The sequence below is a fragment of the Pseudoflavonifractor phocaeensis genome (genome assembly GCF_038439875.1).
Classification (GTDB): domain Bacteria; phylum Bacillota; class Clostridia; order Oscillospirales; family Oscillospiraceae; genus Vermiculatibacterium.
On the sequence record NZ_JBCDMT010000003.1, the window covers coordinates 302082 to 326395 of the forward strand.

The window sequence follows — 24314 nt, forward strand, 5'->3', positions numbered from 1 at the left end:
ATTTTTCATATTCCCGCGCACCTGTACCTTTAGCTGGAGTCAAGTGCCCGCCGTTCAGCCAGATCAAAAACCATCTTCTCTCACCGCTTTTCTCTGTTGAAATAAGGCCTGTTTACACAAACGAGGGCCGGCAGTACCAATAGTCGAGACATTCCGCCGCGGCCTCCAGGCTCTCCCGGCGCAGCGGAAGGGTCAGGTAGTAGGCAAAGGCGTCGGAGTTGAGCGCCTTGATCCCCAGGAGATTGTCCCGCGCCCCCACCAAAAGGCCCCGCCGCCAGGTGGGGCCGAGGCTCCGGGCCAGGTCCAAAATCCTCTCCCCGCCCCAGGCGGTGGGGAGGGCAAAGATTGCGTCTCCGTCCCGTCTTAACAGGGCAAGGGCCTGCTCCCGGCCTTCGCACCGAAGCAGGGAGCGGGCCAGGCCGCAGTCCAAAGCAGTTCGGGCAAACCCCTCGGGCAGCTCGCCCAATAAAGCCAGGTCCCAACCCCGCCGTCTCCCCCTGCCTTCCATTTGACCGCTCCCCCCTTCTGTTCCCCGCTTCGGGGATCACTTCGGATCATCGTCCCCCAGGCCGATCACGGGATCGTCCCGGTCCCCGCTCTGGATCTTCCCAAGGCCGTCGATATCCTTCAGCTTCCGGCGGAGGACCCATTTCACCAGGGCCCCCGCGACGGCCAAAACCGCCAGAACGAGGATGGCCGCTATTGCGGCAGGCGGCATGACGAACCACTCCTTTTTTTCTTGGCATACCAATTCAGCACCCGCAGATCGGAGACGATCCCCGCCAGCAGGGCCCCGCCCAGCAGGAGATCCGCGGTGACGATCGCGGCGGTCAGCATGGAACCCCCCCTGTCATACCCTCCGGCTCCCCCTGTGGGAGGGGGCCGGTCACCTCCCTGCCCGCCAAAGCCCACGACCGGCGCGGACGACTCCTCCGGCTCCGGCGTGGTTGGCACGGGGATGGACGCGGTATCCGGCGGTGTGGCCGGCGCCGGGCTGGGCTTAGGCACGGTTGGGGCCGCCTGGGACGGCGGGGATACCGGCTGCCGGGACGGCGGCAAGGACCGCTCCGGTTCCACCGGCGCCGTGGACTCCGGCGCGGGCGTTGGTTCCGGCGTTCCCGCAGGCTCCGGCTCCGACGTTTGGGACGGTTCCGGGGCAATCGTGGGCGGCGGTGTCTCCGGCGCGGGGGTGGCCGCCGGTACCGGGACCGGTCTGGGCACCGCTTCAAAATAGACCGTCACCGTGACATCCCGCCCCAGGTACCCGGAAACGGCCCCCTCCACGCTGATTTGCCGGTAGCCCTCTATCCTCAGCCCGGTCTGGGCGGAAACATCATACTTTTTCCCCTCCCGTATCCGGTCGCTGCGATAATCGGGGGCCAGCTTCGTCCCGCTACTTTCCTCCACGTACCGCACCACCACGCGATAATAGGAATCGGATGGTTCCGGGTCGGCAGCGGGACCGGGCGGCGGCTCAGGCTTCGGGTCCGCCGTCACCGTGAGGAGGGCGGGTCCCTCCACCGGCTGGCCCCGGATCTGAAACCGCAGGGAGATGGGATACGCGCCGGGCTCCGCCCGGAGCCCCTCGGCCTCCGCCCGCTCCAGTGAAGCCTCGCCGGACAGGTCGTCGCCGCTTTGCAGAGCGGAGACCCGGAAGGTCACGGCCTGTTTCAGCTCCGCCTCCACCCTCTCCTCGTCCAGCCAGGCGGCCACCTGGCCGGCCTGGGCGGCGCAGTCGTTATAGGAGAGGCAGATATCCTCCGTGTCCACATGGTGGTCATAGCCGGGCGGCCCCTCGTGGGGCAGGTCCTCCACCACATACACAAGAAAGGTGATGGAGGAGGGCTCCCCCCTCTCCCGGCGGGGCGGAAGGTTGATCGTCACCGGATAGCCCCCGTCGGAGGGGCCGTCACCCAGCCCGGAGAGGTCCACTTCGTACTCATCCGCCAGGGGCCAATCCTCCCATGGGGTCTCGTCCTCCACTCTCAGCCGCAGCCAGGGGGATGCCGCCTCCAGGACGGCCCCCTCCAGCTCTTCCTCCGTGCCGTAGCTTCCATACTCGGACAGCGGCATCGACACGTCGTGGGCCATCATGCAGTAGTCCCGGGTGTCACAGTGGTTGTCGTTGGGCAGCCGGTCGGCCCCATGGGCCGCCCCAGACAATCCGGGGAGCAGGACCGCCGCCGTCAGGCACAGGGCGGCCAGTTTGCGCGGGTTTCCTTTCATCTGTGTCCCACCCTTCCATCATTCATGTCACCCTCTCCGCCTGCCGGCGTATCTCTGGCTCATGGGCAGCAGTGTTCCGTCCGTCAGCAGGATCTCCTTTTCCCGGGTCTCCCGGATATGGCGCTCCGAGACCAGGTAGGCCCTGTGGGGCCGCCAAAAGCCCCGGCCGTACAGCAATTCCTCGATTTTCGACAGGGTGGAATAGAACTCAAAGGTCTGTGCGCCGTAATGCACCGTGATGATCCGGTTGGTCACCTCGAAGTAGAGGATGTCGTCTATGGGGACCCGTCTATGTACCCCGGCGCAGGAGAGCAGGAGGGTCTCCTCCGTCCGCCGCTTCATCCGGGCCACGGCCTTCAGAAACACTGATTCAAATTTTTCATCCGCCGCCCCGCCTTTGACCAGGTAATGGAGGGCATCCACATCGAAGGCCTGAAACACCGGCTCCCGCTCCTCGGTGAAAAACACGATGTCCCCCATCAGCCCCGCCAGCCGCAGCCGGCGGGCCACCTCCATCCCATCCATGTCTTTCAGGGCCGTGTCCAAATACAGCAGGTCAAAGGGCTCCTTGGAGTAGGAATCCACCAGCGGGCGGCCGCTGCTCCATTCCTCCACGCGGACCAATATACCGTGCCGCTTTGCCAGCGCGTCGACCCGCCCCGCGCAGAGTTCCAGGTTTTCACGGCTGGAACTGCAGATTAAAACCTTCATCTCGCTCACACATCCCATATCCAGCGAAAATACACCAAAGAAATGTAAAAGCATGTGGTCACCACATAATGTTAATTATGTGGTAATCACATGCTTTCGTGTGATTTTGCAAAATGTGCAATATGCATAATTTTGTCAATAAATCACCTTAAAATGTGTTTAAATGGATAAAAATAGACCAAACGGACGTTTTATCGGCCGTTTGGTCTATTTGTGCTGCACAGAAGGCCGCACAGCTTTTCAAAAATATACACATAAATACGAGCGATCTATCCAGGGGGCAGAAAATCAGGCCGGGCACCTGTGGATCAAGCCGGCTTACATGGTCTTTTTAATGATTCACAACATGAAAACAGTCTTTTACAACATGGGGGCTTCCTTTTTCCGAAAAACCATTGTATAATGGCCACAAGTAAACGACCCCTTCGCCGCTGGAAGCTGTTCTGAATCTTTTCTTGCCATATACAAAAGAAATATGCTATACTATGTATCAAAGAAAAATGAATTGTATTTGTATTGATTACCACATAATTAACATTATGTGGTTATTTTTATGTCTGGGACAGGACAAGGCCCATTCGATCCATCTGTTGAAAATGTGTCTCACCGCTCTCCGCAGTATAGATGCGGGTGGTGGTTATATTGGTGTGGCCCAGGAGATCGGCCAGGCGGGACAGGTCCTTTTCCAGGCGGTAGTAGGTCCTGGCAAACAGGTGGCGGAGATTGTGGGGGAATACCTTGCGGGGATCCACCTGGGCGGTTGCGCACAGCGCTTTCATGTCCTTCCAGATATTTGAGCGGTCTAACGGCTGTCCGGTTTTGGTGCAGAAGATCGGGCCGGAGTCGATCCGGCGGTCCCGGCAGTAGCGGCGCAGGAGCCGGCGCAGCTCCGTAGGCAGAAACACGACGCGCTGCTTTCCCTTGCAGTTGACGGTCGCCCGCCCCAGTTCCAGGGCCTCCGCGGTGATGAAGCACAGTTCGGAGACACGGATGCCGGTGGCGCAGATCGTCTGCAAAAGCAGGGCGAGGCGCCGGTTCTTGTGGTCCTCCGCCGCCGCGACCAGGCGGCGGTATTCTTCCTGGGTCAGCTCCTTTTCCGTCTTGCAGAAGATCTCCCGCTGGATCCGAAAGGGCTTCACCTTGCACTGCGGCGCGCCGATCCAGTCCAGAAAGCTGTTGACGGCGGCAAGCATCGAATTCGCGCTCGACAGCGCATGGCTTTCCGAGAGCTGCCTCTTCCAGGCGAGCACCGCCTCTTTGGTCAAAGACGCTCTGCCCAAAAAGGTGTAAAAGGCCCGCAGGTCCCGCATATATTTGCGGATCGTGTTCTCGCTGCGGTCCTCACAGCGCAGGTAGGTCTCGTACTCCGTGAATATTTTTGTGTTGTCTTTCTTCAGAAAATATCTTTGTTTCATCATATCCTTTAACCTCCATATTCTGCCGGACACCGTTATTGTGCCCAAGACAGGCCTGCAAATATCATTAAATCGACTGGGTAAGCGGTGGGCGTTCCTGTTTCGGCCCCTCCCACGGGCGCTCCTCCTCCATCACCCATTTCATCGGTGCGGCTTTTTGGGGGGCCACCCCTGAAAAAGCCGCGCTCCTCCACCTGAAGCGGAAGGCCGGTCTGCGCCTGTACAAACGGCGCCGTGCCACCCATCGCATCGAAATTTCACGTGAGATGACATAATTCAACTTTTTTCATTCCATTTTCTTTCAAAAAATAGAAAAAGTGACCAAATAAAAGAACAGCCCTCCCGCCAAAGCGGAAGGGCTGTTTCGTCCTTGCCAAGAAAACCATCGGCTCTACCATAGAGACGTCCCGTAAAAACAAGCGCCGGGCACAGCAACCATGGACACGATCTTGCAGTTACGAAAGATTATCAGACAGAGAGTCTCCCGTCCGTTTACAAGCTGTTGGGCTGATAAAAAGATCCAGCATCCCCTGAGGAACCTGCCGAAACGGCCCCATAAGGGTCCGCTCAAACCACCTTGTGACCGGCGGTCATAACTCGCGGCTGGATGCCGGTCCCGCAATAGCGGCACACGCATTTTCTGTTGTAGTATAAAATACTTCCAAGAAAAAGTCAATTAAACCAAGTTAAATGGAATGATTTAAAAGAGTTTAACAGCTAAACTATTTTAGAAAAGCTTGACTCAGTCCTGCCCCGTCGCGCTTCATTGGCCCGCGGCCCTTGCAAACTGGAAACAAGGCCGATTTTTTCATGGCACCCCGTCCCCGCAGCGCCCCCACCACAGGCTCCCGCACGGAATTTTGTAGCTCTCGGCCTTTTCCCATTCTGACGCATAAACGTTCAGATAGGAGCGGCCGTCCCTCCCGCTCTCTTTTGTTGTTATTTTTGCACGGAAATGTGTAAAAATAGAACGCTTATTTTGTCGAATTTTGTGTTATGCTGTCAATAGAAGAGAGGAAAAATTTTATTTGGAAAGGAGGCTCTTTCTCGTTCTCGGTCCATATGCCTTAGTCATATTTAGGGAGGGATTTCGGAATGGCAGAAAAGAAAAAATTCAGCTCGTATGCCCTGGTTATGATCATCGGCGCGTTCTTTATGTTTGTGTTTGGCTTTATCGTCCAACCGTTCAACACCGTCACCGTGACGGGGGTGAAGATGCTGGGGGTCCTGCTGGGGCTGATCATCATCACCTGCTTCAACGGCGACATGCTGGGCGGCTCCCTCATGGCCCTGCTGGCCACCGTATTCCACGGCTACTATACGGGAGGAGACCTCCTCAAGGAATGGCTCGGCTCCACCTCCACCGTTCAGCTGGTCTTCTGCGGCGCGCTGTGTCTGGCGCTGAAGGAATCCGGCGCCATGAACGTGCTGGCGAAAAAGCTGCTGACCAACAAGCTGTGCAAGGGCCGGCCGGTGATGACCATGGTCATGCTCTTTGTCGCCACTTATATCGTCGCCGCCTTTGTCAGCGGCCCCCCCACCTACATCCTGTTCTTCGGCCTGATCGAGTCCATCCGTGACGTGTGCGGCTACGATAAGGACGACCCCTTTGTCAAATTCACCCTGCTGGGCGCCTATATTGCCGCCACCGGCATTTTCTTCTTCGCGTTCAAGTCTCCCCAGGTCATGACCATCGCCATGATCAATTCGGCGATGGAGCCCTACGGCCGCACCTTTAACGAGGGGACCTGGATGCTGGTCATGTTCACAACCACCATCGTCTACATGATCATCTATGTCATTATGATGAAGACGGTCTATAAGACCAATTTGGAGCCTTTGAAGGAGCTGGACTTCAATAAGATCGAAACCATGCGCGACACCCCGGACCACTTCAACCGCAGCCAGCTGGCGTCCATCGGCCTGATCGTCGGCTGTATCGCCTACATCCTCTTCACTACCATTTATCCGAAGGACGCCCCCGCCTACGCCGCTCTTACCTGCCTGGGCAACTCCTGGATTTGGGTCCTCGGCGCGGCCATCTGCGCGGTCATCCGCCGCAAGGGCACCAAGGAGAACTATATCCCCATCTCCAGGCTGCTCTCCCAGTCCTCCATGTGGCCCATGATCGCCCTGATCGGCGCCCTGGTCATGCTGGGCAAGATCACCTCGGACGCCGAGCTGGGGATCCGCCCCTGGCTGGTGGAGATCCTCAACCCCGTCTTTGGCGGCACCAACATCTGGATCCTGATGGCCATCGTGGTCCTTTTCTCCACCCTGGTCACCCAGATCGCCAACGGCCTGGTCCTCACTATGGCGGTCTGCCCCATCGTCACGCCCTTTGTCTGTGAGCTGGCTGTGACCACCGGCATCAACCCGGACGTCATCCTGATCATTTCCAACCTGTGCTCGGGCTATGCCTTCTGGACCGTCGCCGCCTCCACCAACGCGGCATTTATCCTCTCCCGCCCGGAGATCACCCAGAAGTTCGTCTGGACCAAGGGCGTCCAGGTGACCGGCGTATTTATGGTCGTGGCCTACGTGATGGGCATGCTCTTCACCTACATCCTGTGAAACAGGCCATCCGCGCATTTGAAAGGAGACGTTTTATGAGTAAGACAATTTTGGAAGGGGAGCGGCAGATCCCTGTCTATGCCGAATGTGAGGTCCTGGTCGTGGGCGGCGGCGCCGCCGGGCACTCCGCGGCCATCGCCGCCGCCCGGGCGGGCTGTAAGCACGTGGTCCTCATGGAGCGCTACGGCTACATGGGAGGGGACGTGACCGGGGGCTACGTCATCATGGTCCCAAGGCTCTCCTTCTTCAGCAAGCAGTACGTCCGCGGCCTCCAGGAGGAGTGGTTCACCCGCATGGCCCATATCCCCGGGGCTGTTTTGGGCCCCTCCCAGGAGGAGATCGGCTGTGAGGACCCCGCCCTGGTCAACGCCTGGAAGAACGTCCACGACTGCTTCAGCACCGACGCCAAGCTCCCGGTGCGGCTGGTCCGCTCGGTCTACTTCGAGCCCAACCAGCTGAAGATCGAGATGGATAAGATGCTCCTGGAGCACAAGGACTCCATCCAGGTCATGTGCCACTCCTGGGGGACCCGGCCCATCATGGACGGGGACACCGTCCGGGGCGTGATCTTCGAGAGCAAAGAGGGCCGCAAAGCCGTTTTGGCCAAGATCGTCATCGACGCCACCGGCGACGGCGACATCTTCCGCCAGACCGGCTGTCCCTACTTCGGCCTGGCCGACAAGCTCACCCGCTGCGCCACCACCGCCCTGGTGTGGCGCGTTGGCGGCTGCAACTGGGACGCGTACTGTGAGTGGAAAAAGGTCAACCCGGAGGCGGCCCAGGCCCTTCGGGAGAACTTCTCCAAGGTCTCCGGCTTCCGGGCCCTCCCCCTTCCCGGCCCCACCAACGACGTGTGCTGGATCAACAACTGGCACCCGGAGCGGGACTGCGCCACCATCAAAGACGCCACCGAAACCGAGATGGAGACCAGGGACACCATGCGCGCCGCCCTGGACTATCTGCGGGAGGCCTGCCCCGTGGGCTTCCGCAACGCCTTCCTCTACGACATCGCCCCCCAGCTGGGCACCCGCTGCTCCTACCGCCTCGACGGCGAGTACATGATCACCTCCAACGACTTCGCCTTCCCCAAGGAGCAGGAGGATGTCATCGCGTGGCACTCCACCATCTGCTTCATCAACGACAACTGCCCGGTGGAGATCCCCTACCGCGCCATGCTCCCCAAGAAGATCGACAACCTCCTCTGCCCGGGCCGCCACATCTCCGCCGACGAGCTGGGCATCGACTATGTGAACCTGATCCCCCAGTGCGTGGGCACGGGACAGGCGGCCGGCGTGGCGGCCGCGGTGGCCGTGGCTGACGGCGCCACCGCCCGCACCGTCGATATCAAAAAGGTGCAGGACATTCTGGCCCGGGACCAGGACGTGCCTCTGCCCCGGAACCAGTACACCGATCCCTCCTACATGCAGAACGTGATCGACCACGAACACGGCCTCTACACGGACCTGGCCAAGAAGGCCCGGCAGCAGGCGGACTACCTCAACAGCGTCCGCCAGTTCGGCGCGAACCAGGGAGAGGTCAAGGACACGGACAGCCACAGCTTCAAAGGGTAAACGGGAAGCAAGCATAAGCCGGAGGAATCCGGCTTATGCTTGCTTCTGTCCCCGCCTCTCCCAAAGGAAAAAGGGGTTGAACCCTATGCGGCTCCGCTTGAGGAATGGAGGGTATCTTATGGAAGAATATGAGCAAGATGAACCCAAGCCTGAAACAGATCCTTCGGACTGTCCCAAGGAGCCCCCGTCCCTGCCCAACGATTTCTTCATCCAGCTGCTTCACCTGCCCGCGTGCAAGTCAACGGGGCACTGCGACCACTGCGGCCGCTGTGAGCGGTAAAACGCCGGGCGGTCCCGCACCTCAGAATGGACGATTCCTGCCGCATTTCGCATAAGGGGTGGTTATATGAACCTGAAGCAAGCGCAATATTTGGAGGCCATCTGTAAAACGGGAAGCATCACTGCCGCCGCCGCGGAGCTTTACGTATCGCGGACCGTCATCTCCCACTGCCTCCGCGACTTGGAAAACGAATTCGACGCGCCGCTCTTCACCCGCACGAGGACCGGGATCAAGCTCACGGAGGCCGGCGAGATCCTCCGGGAGAGCTGCCGCCAGATGAAAGCCTCCTATACCATCGCCAAGGACAAGATCGACGCGCTGACCTGCAAGATGCCCCAGGCCCGGCTGAACATTGCCGTTACGACCACGACGGGCCTGCGGCTCTTCCCGGAGTTCTTCACCCTCTTCGGGGAACAGTGCCCGGACATCACCTATACCATCAGTGAAATGTCCGCTTATGACACCATAGAGAGCATTCAGGAGGGCGTCATCGACTTCGCCGTTACGCCGGTGCCCTTGAGCGACGACTACTTTGACATTGACAAGCTCTTCCTGCACAAGCTGAGCTCCATCATCTATATGAGCAAAAATGACCCCCTCAGCAAAGAGCCCTTCCTCACCAAGGCCCAAATCGCCAAAAGGACATTTGTGACTCCAGCGACCCCCAACCCGCTCCCCTACCCGGTCAATATCACCATGCGGGTAAACTCCCTCGACCTGATCCACAACATCGTCGCCAGCGGGCTGGCCATCACCGTCCTGCCCACCGACTTTACAAAAGGCTGGGACGACATCGCCTGTGTCCCGCTGGAAACACCCTTGATCAGCAGTGTCCACATCATTTGGAACAAAGCCCTTCCCCACTCCAGCGCCTTCCACAGATTCCTCAGCTTCGCAAAAAAGTACGACATCTCGAAGCTGGAAAACTATTAAACGGCAGACGGAGAATCTATACGCCTGGCCGGACGAAGGGAAAAAGACCCCGGAGCCATAAGGCTCCGGGGTCTTTCTTTACACGGCCTTGGGTTCCGGCGAGGCGTCCGCCCACCATTCGGCGGTCACTTTCTGTCGGCCGCGGGGTAGAGCAGGTCGGTCAGAGAGTCCAGAAAATAGTTTCGATCCGTCACGTTCAGGAAAAATTCCGCCAGGGGCGGATTGTCCGTCACCAGGCCGTCGGTGCCCATGCGAATGATCTTCAGCATGCTGGCGTCGGAGTTCGCGGTCCAGGCGTAGACCTTTTTCCCATCTGTTTGAAGCGTCGCCACCAGCTCGGCGGTCAAAAATCCGGTCTCCACGCTGTATCCATCCACGTAGGGGAGGTCATATCGTTCGGAAAAGGCCATGACAGTGATATAGACGGTGTTGATCCGGGGAGCCAGCTCCTTGCTTTGGCGGAGCAGGTCAGGGTCCATGGAGGCGATGACGCACTGCTCCTCCATCCCCGCCGCCTGGATCCGCTCGATCGTCCGCGGTACCAAATCGGTTTCGTGTCCGGTGGCCTTCAGTTCGATCATCAGCTCGATTTTGCCCTTGGCCGCCTCCAGCATCTCGTCCAGGGTGGGGATTCTCTCCCCCGCGAACTCGGCGGAGAAATGGGACCCCGCGTCCAGGGTCCGCACTGTGGCGTAATCCGTCTCCCAGACCTTCTGATTGAGCCCCGCCACTCGCTGGAAGTCCGTGTCGTGCAGAACGATAAGCCGACCGTCACGGGTCTGCTGTACGTCGATCTCCGCCATGCCCACCCCCTCCCGGATGGACCACTCCAGTGCCGCCAGGGTGTTTTCCGGCGCGAAGGCAGCCCCCGCCCGGTGGGACACCACCACCGTCCCGGCCTGGGGCACGGCATAGGGGCTCCCGCCCAGCTCGGTCTCGCTGAAGATGCCCAGGAGGATCAGCGCGGCGGCCACAGAGAGGACCCCAGGGAGACCAAATTTGAGCGAGCGCTTGGCGGGAACGGGCTCCGGCCGGACGTCGCCGCGGTAGTGGTGGTACAGGGAGAGGACCGCGGAGAACAGCGACACCGGGCCCAGGACCCCCAGCAGGACCCCTCCCATGGCGCTCAGCTTGAGGTAGTGGAAGGTAAACAGCCCCCTGCCGCCGTCGGGCGCCGCCCCCCATTTGCTCCAGAGCCAGAGCAGCAGGATCATGCAGGCCGACAGCAGGAGGGCAACCAGGAGGAAGGCCAGCATGCAGACCAAAAGGGCAAGCGCCGTCTTGATCTTCCTGCCCTTCAAAAGCCGCCCGCTCTCCCGCAGCGCGCCGCGGTAGCGGCCCCCCTCCAAAATAACGCCGGGGAAAGCGAAGAGATAGAAAAAAAGCAGCACGTTCAGCCCCGCCATGACGGCCAGGAAGACGGCGAACAGGGCGGGCGCGCCCTTGATATAGTCGAAGATAAACTCTGGAATTTGCACTTTCCCCACAAAGCCGTTGGCCAGCGGCAGGGCGGACAGCCCGATCACCGGCACCAGCGCCAGCACCACCGGCAGGTTCCGCAGATGGAAAAGCGCCAGCGACCGGGAAAAAGCGCGCCGCCAGAGACGCCAGACAGAAATGGACCGGCCCTGCCAGCCCTCCTCGCAGTAGAGGACCAGCGCCGTGACCTCCAGATAGACGTAGAACGCAAGGAGCAGAAAGGCGCACAGGAGCAGGAGCACGCACATGGGGTCCCGGAATACCAGGCCGATATTCTGCTGTCCGATCACCGAAACGCCCAGCGCCCGCAGCATGGCCGACCGGAGCAGCTCCCAAAGGTTCAGGAACAGGAAATAGCCGGCGATTTTATAGGTGATCTCAAAGAGCAGCACGGCAGGCCAGCTTTTCAGCCCGGCCCCCAGCCCCGCCCTTACCAAAGGCTTCAACATATTCAGGCTCCTCCCGCGGTGATGGCTTCGTACCGATAGTATGCCAGTTATTGCGCGTCTTAGATCGGCTCGGCTCTTTTTGATTCCCAAAAGCGGAGCCTTTAAAACAAAGGCTTGGGAGCGCCGCTTCCAAGCCTTTGTTTTTTCATATTCCAAAGCTTTTAAGGGTATCCTCCACTTCCTTCACGAAGTCCTCACCCATGTGTCGTTTAAAGTCCTCCACGGTAAAGCTCAGATTGAGCGTGCCGGTGATCGCCCCTGAACCGTCGTGGACAGGGAACGCGACGCAGGCGATCAGGTCGTAGAGCTCCCCCACCACCACGCCGTAGCCCTGGGCTCTGGTCCGGTCGATCTCCCGCAGCAGCTCGTCCCGGTCGATAATGGTGTTGCGGGTATGGGGCACGATGCGCTCCCTGGCGAGCCACTCCACCAGCGCGTCGGGCTCCATCTGGGCCAGGAAGAGCTTGCCCGCCGCGGTGCAGTAGGAGGAAAAGGTCTGCCCCGGCATGGGGTACAGGGTTCCGAAGCTGATGTTCTCCCCCACGCTGATGATGTGGATGATCGACATCTCATGGAAGGCGGCCAAACCCACCTCACAGCCGTACCGCATGGATAAGTAATTCATGATGGGGATGATCTTGTCTATGGCGTCATCCCGATTGATCACGTCGCCGGAGAGCTGGTAGAGCTTATAGGTCAGATAATACTGCTTGTTGGCGTGCTGCTCCACGTAGCCCATGGACTTCAGCCCGGTCAAGATCCGATAGACCGTCGCGGTGGACAGGTCCAGCGCCGCCGAAATCTCCTGGATGGAGAGCTTGCGCTCCATCGTGCTCATATACTCGATGACAGAAAAGATTTTCTTCATGGAGTCCTCATTGCTTTTCATGCGCCACCGCCGTTCCTACAACCCAAAATTTATCATTGCCTTGCGCACGTCCTCAGTGAAGCTGTTGCGCATATTCTCCTCATAGACCTCCGGCAGCATCCGGAAATTGAAGGTGCCGAGCACACAGCCGTCCTGATCATGGACGGGGAAAGCCACCGCGTACACCACGTCGTACAGCTCTCCCTCGCTCACGCTGTAACCCCGCTCGCGCGTCCGCAGGATCTCCTCATAGAGCCGCTCCTTGTCGACGATGGTCCGAAGGGTATGCGGGAGAAGGACCTGATCCGCGATCCAGCTTTTGAGCGCCCCATCCTCCAGCTGTGCCAGGTATATCTTGCCCGGCGCGGAGCAATAGGCGGGAAAGATCTGCCCCGGCCGAAGAAAGGCTTTGCCGAAATTGATGTTTTGTCCCACGTTCAGGATGTGGACAATAGCGCCGTCATTGAACGCGGTGAGGCCCACCTCAAAACCATAGCGCAGGGCAAAGTAATTCATATAGGGGATCAGCTCCCGCAGGAGCCCGTCCCGGTTGAGCGCCTTGCCCGCCACCTTGTAAATCTTATAACTCAGATAGTAGCGCTTGTTCTCGTCCTGCTCCGCATAGCCCAGGTCCATCAGGCCCTTTAACAGCCGTTGGACCGCCGCGCCGGAGAGGGAGAGGGCCTCGGCGATTTCCTGAAGAGAGACCTTGCGCCTCTGCCCGCTCATATATTCAATGACGGAGAACGTCCTCTGCATCGTGCTTTCACCGGAAGCTGCCATATACTCCCTCCTCTTCTATTTTTAGGACTTATTGTACCATAGAGCCCGCTCAAATTGCAAGAGGCGGAGTTTCCTCCGCCTCTTGTGGCAAACGTCCGGGCAACGGTCTATTCGGCGTCCAGGTCCCGGAGCGTGATCGCGCCGGTGGGACAGGTGCGCACGCAGGCCGGCTCCATCCCATGCCGCCAGCGTTCGATGCAGCCGTCGCATTTCATCATCTTGCCGTCCACCCCGAAGGAGGGCGCGCCATAGGGGCAGGCCATGGCACAGCTGTGGCAGCCGATGCAGTTGGTGTTGTCATACACGGTCAGGTTGGTTTCCGGGTCCTTTCTCAGGCAGCCGGAGGGACAGCCCGCGATACAGGGCGCGTCATCGCAGTGCATGCAGGACACCGACATATAACAGTCCTTGCCCAGCTCCTCCACATCGTAAATATGCCGCAGGGGGCACACGCCGGCCTCCACGTCGATGTCGTGCTGGTCCATACAGGCGACGGCGCAGGCCCCGCAGGCGGAGCATTTCCTGATATCCAGCTCCAAACGCAGCTTCAACCCTTTTCGCCTCCCTTCCGAATCCGGCAGCAGACACAGTTATAACCGGGGTATCCGGAATACGGGTCCAGATGGACGCCGCCCACCAGCTCGTTTGCGTCCGCCTCTTTGTAGCCGTGATAGATCTGCAAATATCCCGGCATGATCCGATCGGTGGGATTGGCGCGCAGAGAGACGGTCCCCGAGGGGCTTTCCACCGTCACCCAGTCCCCGGCCCCGATCCCCAGGGCGGCGGCGTCACCGGCATTCATGTCCACCATGGGGTCCGGGCGGAGCGAGCGGGTCCACGGCACATCGTGCATCCGGCTGTGCAGGGCGAAGGGCAGCCGGGCGCCCACGGAGAGCACCATAGGATATGCCTGCCGGTCCGCCCCATCCCACGGGGGCGTGTAGGTGGGCAGCGGGTCCAGCCCGGGGGCGTACCGCTCGATGCTGGTGGAATAGATCTCGAACTTTCCCGTGGGTGTGGCGTATCCCCTGGCGGTGTAAGCGCCCGGGACAAAGGGCTTGGCGTCGGGCACCTTAACGGGCATATCCTCCCGGATGCAGTCGTCCAGGTCCAACTCGCAGTCGGAGAGCATCCAGCGCACACAGTTCTCATAGCCGGAACGCAGCAGCGGATCGTCCAGATCCAGCGCGTCGGCCAGCTCCCTGATGATGGTGGAGTCCGGACGGGCAGAGTGCAGGGGGGCAATGACCGGCTTGATATAGGTGGCGAAGCCGCCGGGATAGACCTTGAACTCCTCCCGCTCGAAGGAGGTGCAGGCCGGCAGCACGATGTCGGAATGGCGGCAGGTCTCGGTCATGAACAGCTCCGCGCTCGTGACAAAATCCAGCCGGTCCACCGCCTCCAGCACCTTGTGGGGTTCCGGGAACATGCGGTGGTTCAGGCCGAAGGCCATGACCGCCTTGACCGGGTATGGCGTCCCCTCCCCGATCTGGCGCACCAGGTCGGTCATCTGGCACTCATCCATAAAGTGGGCCCACAGGGGGAAGGCCCCGTCCCCGATGCGGGGCGGCGCGCCTTTGGGCTTCGTAGCATGGGTGAATTCGTGCTCTCTGGTCTCAAAGCCCGCCCACTGGTGGGAGTAGGTCTCCCCGACGGGAAAGTTTCCGCCCAGCACGTCGTAGTTGCCGGTAATGGCGCTCAGGCTCATGATGGCCCGAAATGCCTGATAGCCGTTTTTGTGGTGGACGATGGGCGCGCCGCTCTGGCTGATGCAGGAGGGCTTGTTGGTCGCGTACCACTCGGTCGCCTGCTCGATGTCCCGCGCCTTCAGGCCTGTGATGCCGCAGACCCGCTTCAGGTCGAACTGCCTGACATAGTCGGCGTATTCCTCAAAGCCGTGTACGTGCTTTTCCACGTAGTCCCAGTCCACCCAGCCGTTGTCGATGATGAACTTGCCCATGCCCAGGGCCAGCGCCCCATCCGTCCCCGGGCGGATGCGCAGGTGCAGGTCCGCCAGCTTGGTGGTCGTGGGCGTCACACGGGGGTCGATGACTACGATCTTCTGCCCCCGCTCCTTCACCTCATAGAGCTGCTTGAGCTGGGTGGGCTTGGAGTAGTAGGGGTTCACCGCCCAGGCCAGAAAGGTGGCGGCGTTCTGCACATCGTAGCCGGAAAAAGTCCCCGCCATGTCCCGCCAGGCCTCCACCACGGCCATATGGCAGGTGGAGGATTCAGAGCCGAAGTTGGGCGAGCCAAAGGAGTGGGCCAGCCGTTGCAGGAAAGAGCGGTACCACTTGGCGTAGCCTGAGTAAAACAGCACGGACTGGGGCCCGTATTCCGCCTTGATCCCGTTCAGCCGCCGGGCGATCTCCCGGTAGGCCTCCTCCCAGGTGATCTCCTCAAATTGGCCGCTGCCGCGGGGGCCCGTCCGGCGCAGGGGCGTCTTGATGCGGTCGGCCCGGTAGATATACTGGCGGTTGGCGTGCCCCTTGGGGCACAGGTTGCCGTTGCTGACCGGGTAGCCCGGGGTGCCCTCGATCTTCACCAGCTTCCCGTCCTGCACATAGGCGTCGATGCCGCAGTGGAACAGGGGCTCACATACGGAGCAGAAGGTGTGTTTGATCTCGATGCCCGTCTCGGGCCCCGGTATCTTGGCCTGCCGCAGGTGTTCCAGTTTCGTCATTGCCCACGCCCTCCCAACAGATCGATCAATTCCCGGGGCAGGCCGCTTTTCAGCAGCACGGCCCGCTCCTGGGGGTCCGGGGGAGCGTCGTGGGGATACAGGCCCCGCAGCATATGGTCCTTCACCGCGCCGCTGTTTTTATACAGGTCCAGCAGGTTGACGCAGTTGACCCGCCCATCCGCCACGGTGGCCTCTATATACCGGCCGTCCCGGTCCTGAAAGACCCGGCGCTCTCCCGGCAGGCTCTTGTCCCCGAAGGAGACAAAATCCATGCCCATAAAGTGGGTGATGTTGTGAAGGATATTGCCGGGATAGGAGGCGTCCAGGCCGGCCATGTTTTTTCCGGCCGTCTCTCCCTGGAGCACCGCGCTGGCCCACAGACCGATGATCCGGGTGCCGCCGGTGGACAGGTCCCTCCCCTGGCAGCAGTCCCCGGCGGCAAAGATCCCCACCGCGCTGGTGCGCATGTGTTCATCCACCACAATGCCCCGGTCAATCAAGATCTCCTCCGGAGAGACATAGCCAACCGCGGCCCGTGTGCCGATGCACATCGCCACCGCATCCACCGTCACGGCGGCGCCGTCGGAGAAACACACCTCCGCCCGGCCGTCCCGCTGGGCGGCATGGGTCGTCTTGACGCCGAAGCGCAGCTCCACGCCCCGCTCCCGGAGCCGGCCCTCGATCCTCCGGCTGGTCTCCTCAAAGGCGGCGGTGGGGAAAATGTGTTCCGCCAGGTCGGAGAACACCACCTCCACCCCCTGCGCCAGCAGCAGCTCCACCAGCTTGATCCCCACCATGGAGGCGCCCACCACCAGCATCCGCCTGATCCCGCCGGAGGCCAGGGCCTCCTTGAGCCGCACCGCGTCTTCCACATTGCGCATGGCAAAGATCCGACTCTGCGGCAGGTCCCCCACAGGGGGCACGAAGGCCCGTGCCCCGCTGGACAGAAGGATCTTGTCGTAGGCCCTCTCCCGGCCGTCGGACAGGCGGACGGTCCGCGCGGCGGCATCTATTTGGGACACCGCGCACTGATCGTACCAGGTAAAGTCCAGCTCCCCGAGCAGCGTCTCCATGGTCCCGAAGGGAAACATGCCCTCATAGGGCAGCGTCCCCTTTACGTAGTAAGTCGTTAGCATCGGGTTGTACGGCGGAAGGCCGGTGTCGCTGTACACGTCCACCGCAGCGGCGCAGCCCGCCCCGCGGATGGCCTTCAGCGCGTGACAGCCCGCGCAGCCAAAGCCGACGATCGCAAAACGTTCCATATTGCTTCCTCCCTTCTGAACGTGCCCGCCCCTATTTCATCATGTTGGGCAGCCAGGTCACCAGCCCAGGGAAGAACAGCAGCAGGGCCACCACCGCGATCTGGATGATCATCCAGGGCATGGACGCCCGGAAGATCTGCCCCAAAGACGCCTCAGGCACACAGCCCTTGAGCACATACACGTTCAGGCCCACGGGGGGAGAGAGCAGGCTCACCTGGATCATGATGATGACCATGACGCCGAACCAGATGGGGTCCACGCCCAGATTGGTCATGATGGGATAGAAAATGGGGATGGTCAGCAGGATCATGCCCATGGTGTCGAAGAACATGCCCAGGGGGATGTAGACCACCAGCATCAGGATCACCGTCGCCATCACCGACAGATTGGAGCTGATGAACAGGCTGGAGAAGGCGGTGGCGAACCCGCAGCGGGTCAAAAAGAGCTGGAACACCGCCGCGCCCACGGAGATCAGCATGATCATGCAGGTCATCTTCACCGTATCCACCAGAGCGGATTTGAGGGCCTTCCACGTCAGGTTCCCCTTGATGGCCGCGATCACAATGGCGCCCAGGCAGCCCACGGCGGCGGCCTCGGTGGCGGTGGCCCAGCCCAGATAAATGGAGCCGATGACGCCGCCGAACAGCACCACGATGGCCCAGATGCCCTTGAGCGACCGCAGCTTTTCTTTCAGAGGGACTTTTTCAGAGGCCACGGGGGCCAGCTTGGGGTTGAACGCGCAGCGCAGGCCCAGATACAGCAGCATGGCCACCGCCATGATCACACCGGGGAGCACGCCGCCCAGCAGGATGCGGCCCACGGACTGTTCGGTGGTAATGGCGTACATGACCGCCGGGATGGAGGGCGGGATGAGGATCCCCAGGGTCCCCGCGCCGGCGATGGTGCCCAGGCTGAGGCTCCGGTCATAGCCGTAGCGGTCCATCTCGGGCAGGGCGATACGGGTCATGGCGGCCACCATGCCCACGGAGGAGCCGGTGGTGGCGGCGAAGCCCGCGCAGGCAAACACCGTGGCCATCCCAAGCCCGCCGGGCAGGCGGCCCAGCAGCTTATAGCCGGTGTCGTACAGCTCCGTGGTGACGCCAGCGGCGTTGGCCAGATTGCCCATCAGGATGAACATGGGGATGGCGACCAGCGTGAAGGAGGAGATGGCGCTGTACGGCGTGGTGGACAGGGCATACTCCGCCAGCACGGTCCCCTTGGTCAGCAGGAGCCCGCCCGCGCCCACAATGAGCATGGAGACGCCGATGGGGACCCGCAGCAATAAAAGCACGATCAGCGCGATGAACGCCAGCGCTCCAATCATCAACGGACTCATACTTTTCCCTCCTCTGCCGCCACGGCGCCGCCATGGCCCCGGGCCGTCCTCACCGCGTCCACGGTATCTATGATCATTTGCAGCAGCATGACCGTGACCCCCAGGGCAATGGTAAATTTCAGGACATAGACCGGCATTTTCATGGCCGAGAGCTGGATCTCCTTGATGGCCCAGGATTGGAAGAAGGCCTTCCAGATGCAGCCGGTGAAGCAGACAAACAGCGCGTCGCACAGCAGGTAAGCGATCACGTTTACGATCCGCTTGGCCCGCTCCCCCAATTTGTCGTACAGAAGCTCCACGCTGATATGCCCCTTCTCCTTCTGCGTATAGGAGAAGCCAAAGTAGGCCGCCGTCACATAGAGGTAAATGGCGATCTCGCTCACGCCCAGAATGGGCGAAGAAAAGACGTTCCGGGCCACGACTTCCGCCGTCATCAGCACCCAGATCACCGCGATCAGTACAGCCGACAGCAGGCCGAACAAGTTGGGTATCTTGCGCAAAAGTTTCATACACACATTCCTTTCCCCTTTGAAAGGGCAGGGGACTCGCAGGCGAGTCCCCTGCCCTATTCATGCTGGCCGATGCGGTTATTCGTAGATCTGGTAGGCGATGTCGTCCGGCGTGTATTTCTCGACCAGAGCCCGGTAGGTGTCCAGGATCTCCTGGCCGTCATATCCATAGGAATTGGCGGTATCCACGAACTCCTGGGCGTTCACTTCCAGCTTCTCCGCCCATCTGTCCCGCTCTTCCTTGGGGAGAACGATCACTTCCCCGCCGGCGTCCTCGATGGCCTGGACAGACTCCTTCAGGGCGCCGCCCATCCACTCTTCGCTGGAGTATTCGTCCACAAAGCGGTCATAGACCGTCTGGAACGCCTGCTTATAGGCGTCGGGCAGCTTGTCATAAACGTCCTTGTTCATGTAAATGCTGGAGGTGGTGTACATGCCGTAGCCGGTGAAGATGAAGTAATCGCTGATCTCCTGGAGCTTATAGGAGACCGCCAGGGTGACGGGGATGCCGGTGGCGGCGTCCACGGTCTTGCGTTCCAGCGCCTCATAGATCTCATTGGCGCCCAGAGCCACCGGGGTGGCCCCCAGCCTGCTCATATCGGCGTTGACCGCGCCCATGGCGCGGATCTTCAGCCCGGCCAGATCATTCAGAGACTCGATCTTGAGGTTGGAGCACATGGACAGCTCACTGGGCGCCACCACGCCCAGATTCACCACGTTCTGATCCTGGCACATTTTCTGGAAGGGCTCATAGGTCTGGAACATCTCATACATAGCCTTGTTGGTCACCCACTCCGAGGTCGTGGTGTATGGGATGGTAGCCACAAAAGTGGGATAGAACTGGGTTTCGAAGAAGCCCTCGGGCACAAAGGCGATATCCACCAGCCCGTTGGTCACGGAGGTGAGGGAATCGGTGGCGTTCACCAGGGACCCCGCGAAATAGTAGTCGAAGGTGAGCAGGCCCCCCGTCTCCTTGGAGACCTCCTCGAAAAAGTATTTCAAGGAGGCGCCGTCAATGGCGGTCTCAGGCAGGTGCGTGGCGAACGTCAGCGTCATAGGCGCGGGCTGTTCTCCCGGCGCGGCGGTATTCGTACCGGCCGGCTCTTGGGACTGCTGGGCCGAGGGGCTGTTTTCCGTGGGCGTCGTCCCGCTGCAGCCGCAGGCGATCGCCGCAAGGGACAAAACCAGGAGCAGAGCGACAATTCTTTTACCGATCTTTTTCATAATAGCCTCCCTTATGACATTGTGTCCGGTGGGTCTCTATTGCCAATATTCCCGGCGCCAGGAATATAACGCAATCGTAATTGATGCTATTATTTTCATTTTAATATTCGTCTATCATTTTTGAAAGAAATAATTATTTCATTCAAGTTTTTTATATCATAGAATTATCCCCCTGTCAACACAAATGTACGGGAAACCCGTGGACAGGCATTATTTAATTCCCACCGTTGTTTATTTTTGACGAACCTCTGACGAACCTCTATCCAACTTTTCACCCCCTTTTACCCGCTTTTACTGTCGCGCCGCAAAAAGAAAAAACCTCCGTATCCGTTGAAACACAACAGATACAGAGGTTTTCTTCTGGTGACCCGGCGGGGGCTCGAACCCCGGACAACCGGCTTAAAAGGCAGGTGCTCTACCAACTGAGCTACCGGGTCATCTTTGATATGGACCCACAAAAGCGGGCGGCCGCTTTTGTGGGAGAGGAGAAGCGGCGGAGGGAATGGGCCCGCACTTGCGCGCGGAGGCGCAGGATCCGCAGCTTGCTTCGACGTGGCTGGGATGGCTGGACTCGAACCAGCGATGCGGGAGTCAAAGTCCCGTGCCTTAACCGCTTGGCTACACCCCACTATCGGGATAAAAAGCGCAGGGCCGGAGCCGAGGCTCCGGCCCTGCCGCCTTCTTTTCTGGGGTGGGCGATGGGACTCGAACCCACGACACCTGGAACCACAATCCAGTGCTCTACCAACTGAACTACGCCCACCATATAAAAGCAAAGGAAAAAACAAGAAAAGAACGCCGCGTCTGGAGCCGGCCGTGAAGAACTTCCAGCGCCCCACGCGCGCTCACCAACCAAAAAGTTGGTACGCCTGGAGGGACTCGAACCCCCGGCCCACTGCTTAGAAGGCAGTTGCTCTATCCACCTGAGCTACAGGCGCGTATCGAAACACCCGCCGCCGCAGGGCGCGCCCGCAAGAAAAGGCTTTCGCCTTGGAGCGGGTGATGGGAATCGAACCCACGCGACCAGCTTGGAAGGCTGGGATTCTACCATTGAACTACACCCGCATAGGTCTGACGGTCTCAACGTCAGCCTTAGTATGATAGCATATCCCTCTTTTATTTGTCAATCCTTTTTTTGCATTTTCTCACCGCAGAGGAGCGTCGCAGAAGGCACAGCACTCCACACCGCCGTTTTGCTTGGTGAGGGGAGGCAGATAGAGCTCCGTCTGGGTGACGCAGTTGGGGTTGGAGCATACCGGGCCGCGGCCGATCTCCACCGGCTCCGGCTTCCGGCGGGGCTGGTTGGCCAGGTCGGTGAGCAGGGCCATCCGGGCGAACATGCCGTACCGGGCCTGCTCAAAATAGACCGCCCGGGGATCGTCGTCCACGTCGATGGAGATCTCGTCCACCCGGGGCAGGGGGTGCATCACCAGCAGGTCCTGTTTGGCCCGGGCCAGCTTCCGGCGGGTGAGGACATAGACTCCCTTGTTGCGCTCGTACTCCAGCGGGTCCACGAACCGCTCCCGCTGGATGCGGGTCATATACAGCACGTCCAGCTGGGGGATGACCGACTCCAGACCCGTGACCTCGGTGAACCACATATTGTTTTCCCGCATGAAGGCCCGCATATACTCGGGCACCGCCAGCTCCCGGGGCGCGATGAGGAAAAACTTGATACCCTGGAACTTGGCCATGGCCTTGATGAGGGAGTGGACGGTGCGCCCGTTCTTCAAATCCCCGCAGAGCCCCACGCTGAGCCCGTCCACCTTCCCCCGCAGGCGGGTAATGGTGGTCAGGTCGGCGGTGGTCTGGGTGGGGTGCATGTGGCCGCCGTCCCCGGCGTTGATGACGGGCACGGCGGAGTAGAGGCTGGCGGCCTTGGCCGCCCCCTCCCGGGGATTGCGCATCACCACCACGTCGGCATAGCCCGAGACCATGGTAATGGTGTCCTTCAAGGTCTCCCCCTTGGACACCGAGGAGGACTTGGGGTCGGCAAAGCCAAAGACCGTGCCCCCCACCCGCAGCATGGCGGTCTGGAAGGAGAAGTTGGTGCGGGTGGAGGGCTCGTAGAAAAGGCTGGCCATCACCTTGCCCCTGCACGCATCCAGGAACCGCTCCGGGGCGTCCATGATATCGCTGGCACGCTGATAGAGGACCTCCCACTCTTCTCTGCTCACGTCCCCAAAATCGATCAGATGCCGCATCCCGCTCGCCCCTTCCTCCGTTTTCGCCATGATACCATAATTTAAGCCCCTCCACAAGGTGGAGCAGTCAATTTCGCCCCCCTCAAAATGGCCAAAAAAGCTGACATGCCCTGTCAGCTTTTTTGTGGTATGATGGACCCATCATAAAGAAAAGGGGCTGGGCCGCATGGCTTTTGACTTCAAAAAGGAATACCGGGCATTCTATCTGCCCAAAAACAAACCGGAGCTCGTCCTGGTCCCCGCCATGAACTACGTGGCGGTCCGGGGCGCCGGGGACCCCAACGAGCCGGGCGGCGCCTACCAGCAGGCCATCAGCGTCCTGTACACCCTGTCCTACACCCTGAAAATGAGCGAGAAGAGCGGCCACTCCATTGACGGCTTTTTCCAATACGTGGTCCCGCCTCTGGAGGGCTTCTGGTGGCAGGAGGGGGCCGACGGCATCGATTACCGGGACAAGGCCGGCTTTCGATGGATCTCGGCCATCCGCCTTCCCGGCTTTATCACTCCCGCCCACCTGGAGTGGGCGGCCGGTGAGGCTGCCCGCAAGAAAAAGCTGGACTGCTCCAAGGCGGAATTCCTTACCGTGAAGGAGGGCCTCTGCGTCCAGATCATGCACCTGGGCCCCTTTGACGACGAGCCCGCCTCCGTAGCCCTCATGGACGCCTACCTGGCCGAGCAGGGCTACGAGAACGACTTCTCCCCCGCCAGGCTCCACCACGAGATCTACCTCTCCGATGCCCACAGGGTCCCTCCGTCCCGCTTTCAGACCGTTATCCGCCATCCCATCCGAAAAAAATGATTGTTTTTTATTCCAGGCCCCGCCGCATTTCTGCGGCGGGGCTTTTTTACAAAAAGTGTTCCGTATGCTTTTTCCGCCGCCGGTCCAAACTGAAACCACAAAGGACGGTGAGGCGTTTGGCGGCGCTTTTTTGGCAATTTTTGTTTTACAGCTTTTGCGGTTTCTTGCTGGAGGTGGCCTTCGCCCGGCTCACCCACAGCCCCAAGCCGGACCGGAAGTGCCACCTTCTCCTCCCGGTCTGCCCGGTCTACGGCGTGGGCGCCCTGGGCATCCTGCTGCTGCCCGGCTGGGTGAAAGGGTCCCCTCTCCTTCTTTTTCTGGGCGGCGCCCTTGTATGTACGGCGGCGGAGTGGGGCCTGTCCTGGTTTTATGAAAAGGCCGCCGGGGTGGCCTTTTGGAACTACCGCCGGCTCCCCTGGAACCTGGGCGGGCGGGTGTGCCTCCTTTTCAGCGGCTTTTGGGGCCTGCTCTCCCTGCCGCTGGTCTACGCCGTCCAGCCCTGGCTGGAGGCCTGGGCCGCCGGGGTGCCCGCTGCCGTCACCATCCCCGCCGCCCTGTTCTACCTGGGGGACGCCGCCACCTCCCTCTTGCTCCTCCGCCGGGGCGGCACCGGGGCCCTGCGGTGGTACGCCCGCCCCAGGGGACGAAAAGGCCGGGCGGCGTCGTGATGACGCCCGCCCGGCCTTTGTTTCACACCTTTTTCAATTCGTTCAGCGTCTCGTTCACCATGTTCCTGGGGATGTAATTTCCGGCGAAGGCGATGAGCTGCTCCAGCGTCACCGTCCGGGCCGCCCCCAGCATGGGGTGGCGCATCACCATGGGGAACCGCTTTTGGAACACCGCCCGGGCCGGGGCGTAGTCCAGCAGCTCGCCCACCGTAACTTTATTGTTTTTCAGATCCATTCCTGGTATCACCTCCCAGCCATTCTATGCGCCTGCCCAGGGATTTTGACTTGTCAGCCTTCCCTCCACAGGCTATAATGAGGGGAAAAGGAAGTGATTTTGCCG

At 60.5% G+C, this 24314-nt stretch carries 22 protein-coding genes and 5 tRNA genes; 6 read left to right on the forward strand and 21 right to left on the reverse strand.

What is annotated here, in order from left to right; genetic code table 11:
• Positions 1–112 precede the first annotated feature (112 nt).
• From AAEU42_RS06085 to AAEU42_RS06105, 5 genes are all read right to left on the reverse strand, one after another.
• Complete coding sequence (locus tag AAEU42_RS06085; protein WP_342232648.1) at positions 113–508, reverse strand: hypothetical protein; 396 nt, start codon at positions 506–508, stop codon at positions 113–115.
• A gap of 36 nt (positions 509–544) precedes the next feature.
• On the reverse strand, positions 545–718 hold the full coding sequence (locus AAEU42_RS06090; protein ID WP_342232649.1) for a hypothetical protein: 174 nt from the start codon (positions 716–718) through the stop codon (positions 545–547).
• Positions 700–2226, reverse strand: coding sequence for a hypothetical protein (locus AAEU42_RS06095; protein WP_342232650.1), 1527 nt, complete (start codon positions 2224–2226; stop codon positions 700–702). The genes AAEU42_RS06090 and AAEU42_RS06095 overlap by 19 nt, the downstream gene beginning before the upstream one ends.
• A 27-nt stretch (positions 2227–2253) precedes the next feature.
• Positions 2254–2937 carry a LytR/AlgR family response regulator transcription factor gene (locus AAEU42_RS06100; RefSeq protein WP_342232651.1) on the reverse strand — a complete coding sequence of 228 codons (684 nt, stop codon included), beginning with the start codon at positions 2935–2937 and terminating at the stop codon, positions 2254–2256.
• A 551-nt stretch (positions 2938–3488) separates the two neighbouring features.
• Positions 3489–4355: a tyrosine-type recombinase/integrase gene (locus AAEU42_RS06105; RefSeq protein WP_342232652.1), complete on the reverse strand. Its 867-nt coding sequence runs from the start codon at positions 4353–4355 to the stop codon at positions 3489–3491.
• 1092 nt (positions 4356–5447) lie between these two features.
• Between AAEU42_RS06105 and AAEU42_RS06110 the strand changes: the two genes are divergently transcribed.
• The 4 genes from AAEU42_RS06110 to AAEU42_RS06125 all read left to right on the forward strand — a co-directional run bounded on the left by AAEU42_RS06110 (position 5448) and on the right by AAEU42_RS06125 (position 9710).
• Positions 5448–6926 carry an SLC13 family permease gene (locus AAEU42_RS06110; RefSeq protein WP_342232653.1) on the forward strand — a complete coding sequence of 493 codons (1479 nt, stop codon included), beginning with the start codon at positions 5448–5450 and terminating at the stop codon, positions 6924–6926.
• Positions 6927–6961: 35 nt separating this feature from the next.
• Positions 6962–8497, forward strand: a complete 1536-nt coding sequence (locus tag AAEU42_RS06115) for an FAD-dependent oxidoreductase (protein ID WP_342232654.1) — start codon at positions 6962–6964, stop codon at positions 8495–8497.
• Positions 8498–8615: 118 nt separating this feature from the next.
• Positions 8616–8777 carry a hypothetical protein gene (locus AAEU42_RS06120; RefSeq protein ID WP_342232655.1) on the forward strand — a complete coding sequence of 54 codons (162 nt, stop codon included), beginning with the start codon at positions 8616–8618 and terminating at the stop codon, positions 8775–8777.
• A 66-nt stretch (positions 8778–8843) separates the two neighbouring features.
• Complete coding sequence (locus AAEU42_RS06125; RefSeq protein WP_342232656.1) at positions 8844–9710, forward strand: LysR family transcriptional regulator; 867 nt, start codon at positions 8844–8846, stop codon at positions 9708–9710.
• Positions 9711–9835: 125 nt separating this feature from the next.
• Here the strand turns inward: AAEU42_RS06125 and AAEU42_RS06130 are convergent, their stop codons facing one another.
• The 15 genes from AAEU42_RS06130 to pyrB form a co-directional block, all read right to left on the reverse strand.
• Positions 9836–11638 carry a glycerophosphodiester phosphodiesterase family protein gene (locus AAEU42_RS06130; protein ID WP_342232657.1) on the reverse strand — a complete coding sequence of 601 codons (1803 nt, stop codon included), beginning with the start codon at positions 11636–11638 and terminating at the stop codon, positions 9836–9838.
• Positions 11639–11783: 145 nt separating this feature from the next.
• Positions 11784–12506 carry an IclR family transcriptional regulator gene (locus tag AAEU42_RS06135; protein ID WP_342232658.1) on the reverse strand — a complete coding sequence of 241 codons (723 nt, stop codon included), beginning with the start codon at positions 12504–12506 and terminating at the stop codon, positions 11784–11786.
• 36 nt (positions 12507–12542) lie between these two features.
• Positions 12543–13289, reverse strand: a complete 747-nt coding sequence (locus AAEU42_RS06140; protein WP_342232659.1) for an IclR family transcriptional regulator — start codon at positions 13287–13289, stop codon at positions 12543–12545.
• Between the two features lie 107 nt (positions 13290–13396).
• Entirely contained in the window at positions 13397–13840 is a 444-nt protein-coding gene (locus tag AAEU42_RS06145) for a 4Fe-4S dicluster domain-containing protein (protein ID WP_342232660.1), read from the reverse strand.
• Positions 13837–15972, reverse strand: coding sequence for a molybdopterin-containing oxidoreductase family protein (locus AAEU42_RS06150; protein WP_342232661.1), 2136 nt, complete (start codon positions 15970–15972; stop codon positions 13837–13839). Before AAEU42_RS06150 ends, AAEU42_RS06145 begins: the two co-directional genes overlap by 4 nt.
• The gene (locus AAEU42_RS06155; protein WP_342232662.1) at positions 15969–17234 is read right to left on the reverse strand and encodes an NAD(P)/FAD-dependent oxidoreductase; all 1266 of its coding nucleotides are present in this window, start codon (positions 17232–17234) and stop codon (positions 15969–15971) included. Before AAEU42_RS06155 ends, AAEU42_RS06150 begins: the two co-directional genes overlap by 4 nt.
• Before the next feature lie 31 nt (positions 17235–17265).
• Entirely contained in the window at positions 17266–18570 is a 1305-nt protein-coding gene (locus AAEU42_RS06160; protein WP_342232663.1) for a TRAP transporter large permease, read from the reverse strand.
• On the reverse strand, positions 18567–19079 hold the full coding sequence (locus tag AAEU42_RS06165; protein WP_342232664.1) for a TRAP transporter small permease subunit: 513 nt from the start codon (positions 19077–19079) through the stop codon (positions 18567–18569). The genes AAEU42_RS06160 and AAEU42_RS06165 overlap by 4 nt, the downstream gene beginning before the upstream one ends.
• A gap of 78 nt (positions 19080–19157) precedes the next feature.
• Positions 19158–20303 carry a TRAP transporter substrate-binding protein DctP gene (gene dctP / locus AAEU42_RS06170; RefSeq protein WP_342232665.1) on the reverse strand — a complete coding sequence of 382 codons (1146 nt, stop codon included), beginning with the start codon at positions 20301–20303 and terminating at the stop codon, positions 19158–19160.
• Positions 20304–20664: 361 nt separating this feature from the next.
• Positions 20665–20740, reverse strand: a tRNA-Lys gene (locus tag AAEU42_RS06175).
• Positions 20741–20856: 116 nt separating this feature from the next.
• A tRNA-Gln gene (locus tag AAEU42_RS06180) sits at positions 20857–20931 on the reverse strand.
• Between the two features lie 59 nt (positions 20932–20990).
• A tRNA-His gene (locus AAEU42_RS06185) sits at positions 20991–21066 on the reverse strand.
• A gap of 98 nt (positions 21067–21164) precedes the next feature.
• Positions 21165–21241 (reverse strand) — tRNA-Arg (locus AAEU42_RS06190).
• A gap of 53 nt (positions 21242–21294) precedes the next feature.
• Positions 21295–21368: transfer RNA gene (locus AAEU42_RS06195), tRNA-Gly, on the reverse strand.
• An 80-nt stretch (positions 21369–21448) separates the two neighbouring features.
• Complete coding sequence (gene pyrB / locus AAEU42_RS06200) at positions 21449–22507, reverse strand: aspartate carbamoyltransferase (RefSeq protein ID WP_342232666.1); 1059 nt, start codon at positions 22505–22507, stop codon at positions 21449–21451.
• A 166-nt stretch (positions 22508–22673) separates the two neighbouring features.
• Between pyrB and AAEU42_RS06205 the strand changes: the two genes are divergently transcribed.
• Both AAEU42_RS06205 and AAEU42_RS06210 read left to right on the forward strand, forming a co-directional pair.
• Positions 22674–23306: a GyrI-like domain-containing protein gene (locus AAEU42_RS06205; RefSeq protein ID WP_342232667.1), complete on the forward strand. Its 633-nt coding sequence runs from the start codon at positions 22674–22676 to the stop codon at positions 23304–23306.
• A 140-nt stretch (positions 23307–23446) separates the two neighbouring features.
• A complete protein-coding gene (locus AAEU42_RS06210; RefSeq protein ID WP_342232668.1) occupies positions 23447–23974 on the forward strand; it encodes a putative ABC transporter permease in 528 nt (175 codons plus the stop codon).
• Positions 23975–23996: 22 nt separating this feature from the next.
• Here AAEU42_RS06210 and AAEU42_RS06215 read toward each other — a convergent pair whose 3' ends face one another.
• A complete protein-coding gene (locus AAEU42_RS06215) occupies positions 23997–24209 on the reverse strand; it encodes a hypothetical protein (protein ID WP_342232669.1) in 213 nt (70 codons plus the stop codon).
• Positions 24210–24314 lie beyond the last annotated feature (105 nt).

Excerpts from the sequence above, each read along its gene's own strand:
- AAEU42_RS06160 (WP_342232663.1), bottom strand. The coding sequence starts at position 18,570 with ATGAGTCCGTTGATGATTGGAGCGCTGGCGTTCATCGCGCTGATCGTG.
- AAEU42_RS06090 (WP_342232649.1), bottom strand. The coding sequence starts at position 718 with ATGCCGCCTGCCGCAATAGCGGCCATCCTCGTTCTGGCGGTTTTGGCC.
- AAEU42_RS06135 (WP_342232658.1), bottom strand. The coding sequence starts at position 12,506 with ATGAAGAAAATCTTTTCTGTCATCGAGTATATGAGCACGATGGAGCGC.
- AAEU42_RS06140 (WP_342232659.1), bottom strand. The coding sequence starts at position 13,289 with ATGGCAGCTTCCGGTGAAAGCACGATGCAGAGGACGTTCTCCGTCATT.
- AAEU42_RS06110 (WP_342232653.1), top strand. The coding sequence starts at position 5,448 with ATGGCAGAAAAGAAAAAATTCAGCTCGTATGCCCTGGTTATGATCATC.
- AAEU42_RS06115 (WP_342232654.1), top strand. The coding sequence starts at position 6,962 with ATGAGTAAGACAATTTTGGAAGGGGAGCGGCAGATCCCTGTCTATGCC.
- AAEU42_RS06165 (WP_342232664.1), bottom strand. The coding sequence starts at position 19,079 with ATGAAACTTTTGCGCAAGATACCCAACTTGTTCGGCCTGCTGTCGGCT.
- AAEU42_RS06205 (WP_342232667.1), top strand. The coding sequence starts at position 22,674 with ATGGCTTTTGACTTCAAAAAGGAATACCGGGCATTCTATCTGCCCAAA.
- AAEU42_RS06125 (WP_342232656.1), top strand. The coding sequence starts at position 8,844 with ATGAACCTGAAGCAAGCGCAATATTTGGAGGCCATCTGTAAAACGGGA.
- dctP (WP_342232665.1), bottom strand. The coding sequence starts at position 20,303 with ATGAAAAAGATCGGTAAAAGAATTGTCGCTCTGCTCCTGGTTTTGTCC.
- AAEU42_RS06155 (WP_342232662.1), bottom strand. The coding sequence starts at position 17,234 with ATGGAACGTTTTGCGATCGTCGGCTTTGGCTGCGCGGGCTGTCACGCG.
- pyrB (WP_342232666.1), bottom strand. The coding sequence starts at position 22,507 with ATGCGGCATCTGATCGATTTTGGGGACGTGAGCAGAGAAGAGTGGGAG.
- AAEU42_RS06085 (WP_342232648.1), bottom strand. The coding sequence starts at position 508 with ATGGAAGGCAGGGGGAGACGGCGGGGTTGGGACCTGGCTTTATTGGGC.
- AAEU42_RS06105 (WP_342232652.1), bottom strand. The coding sequence starts at position 4,355 with ATGATGAAACAAAGATATTTTCTGAAGAAAGACAACACAAAAATATTC.
- AAEU42_RS06120 (WP_342232655.1), top strand. The coding sequence starts at position 8,616 with ATGGAAGAATATGAGCAAGATGAACCCAAGCCTGAAACAGATCCTTCG.
- AAEU42_RS06130 (WP_342232657.1), bottom strand. The coding sequence starts at position 11,638 with ATGTTGAAGCCTTTGGTAAGGGCGGGGCTGGGGGCCGGGCTGAAAAGC.
- AAEU42_RS06095 (WP_342232650.1), bottom strand. The coding sequence starts at position 2,226 with ATGAAAGGAAACCCGCGCAAACTGGCCGCCCTGTGCCTGACGGCGGCG.
- AAEU42_RS06215 (WP_342232669.1), bottom strand. The coding sequence starts at position 24,209 with ATGGATCTGAAAAACAATAAAGTTACGGTGGGCGAGCTGCTGGACTAC.
- AAEU42_RS06150 (WP_342232661.1), bottom strand. The coding sequence starts at position 15,972 with ATGACGAAACTGGAACACCTGCGGCAGGCCAAGATACCGGGGCCCGAG.
- AAEU42_RS06100 (WP_342232651.1), bottom strand. The coding sequence starts at position 2,937 with ATGAAGGTTTTAATCTGCAGTTCCAGCCGTGAAAACCTGGAACTCTGC.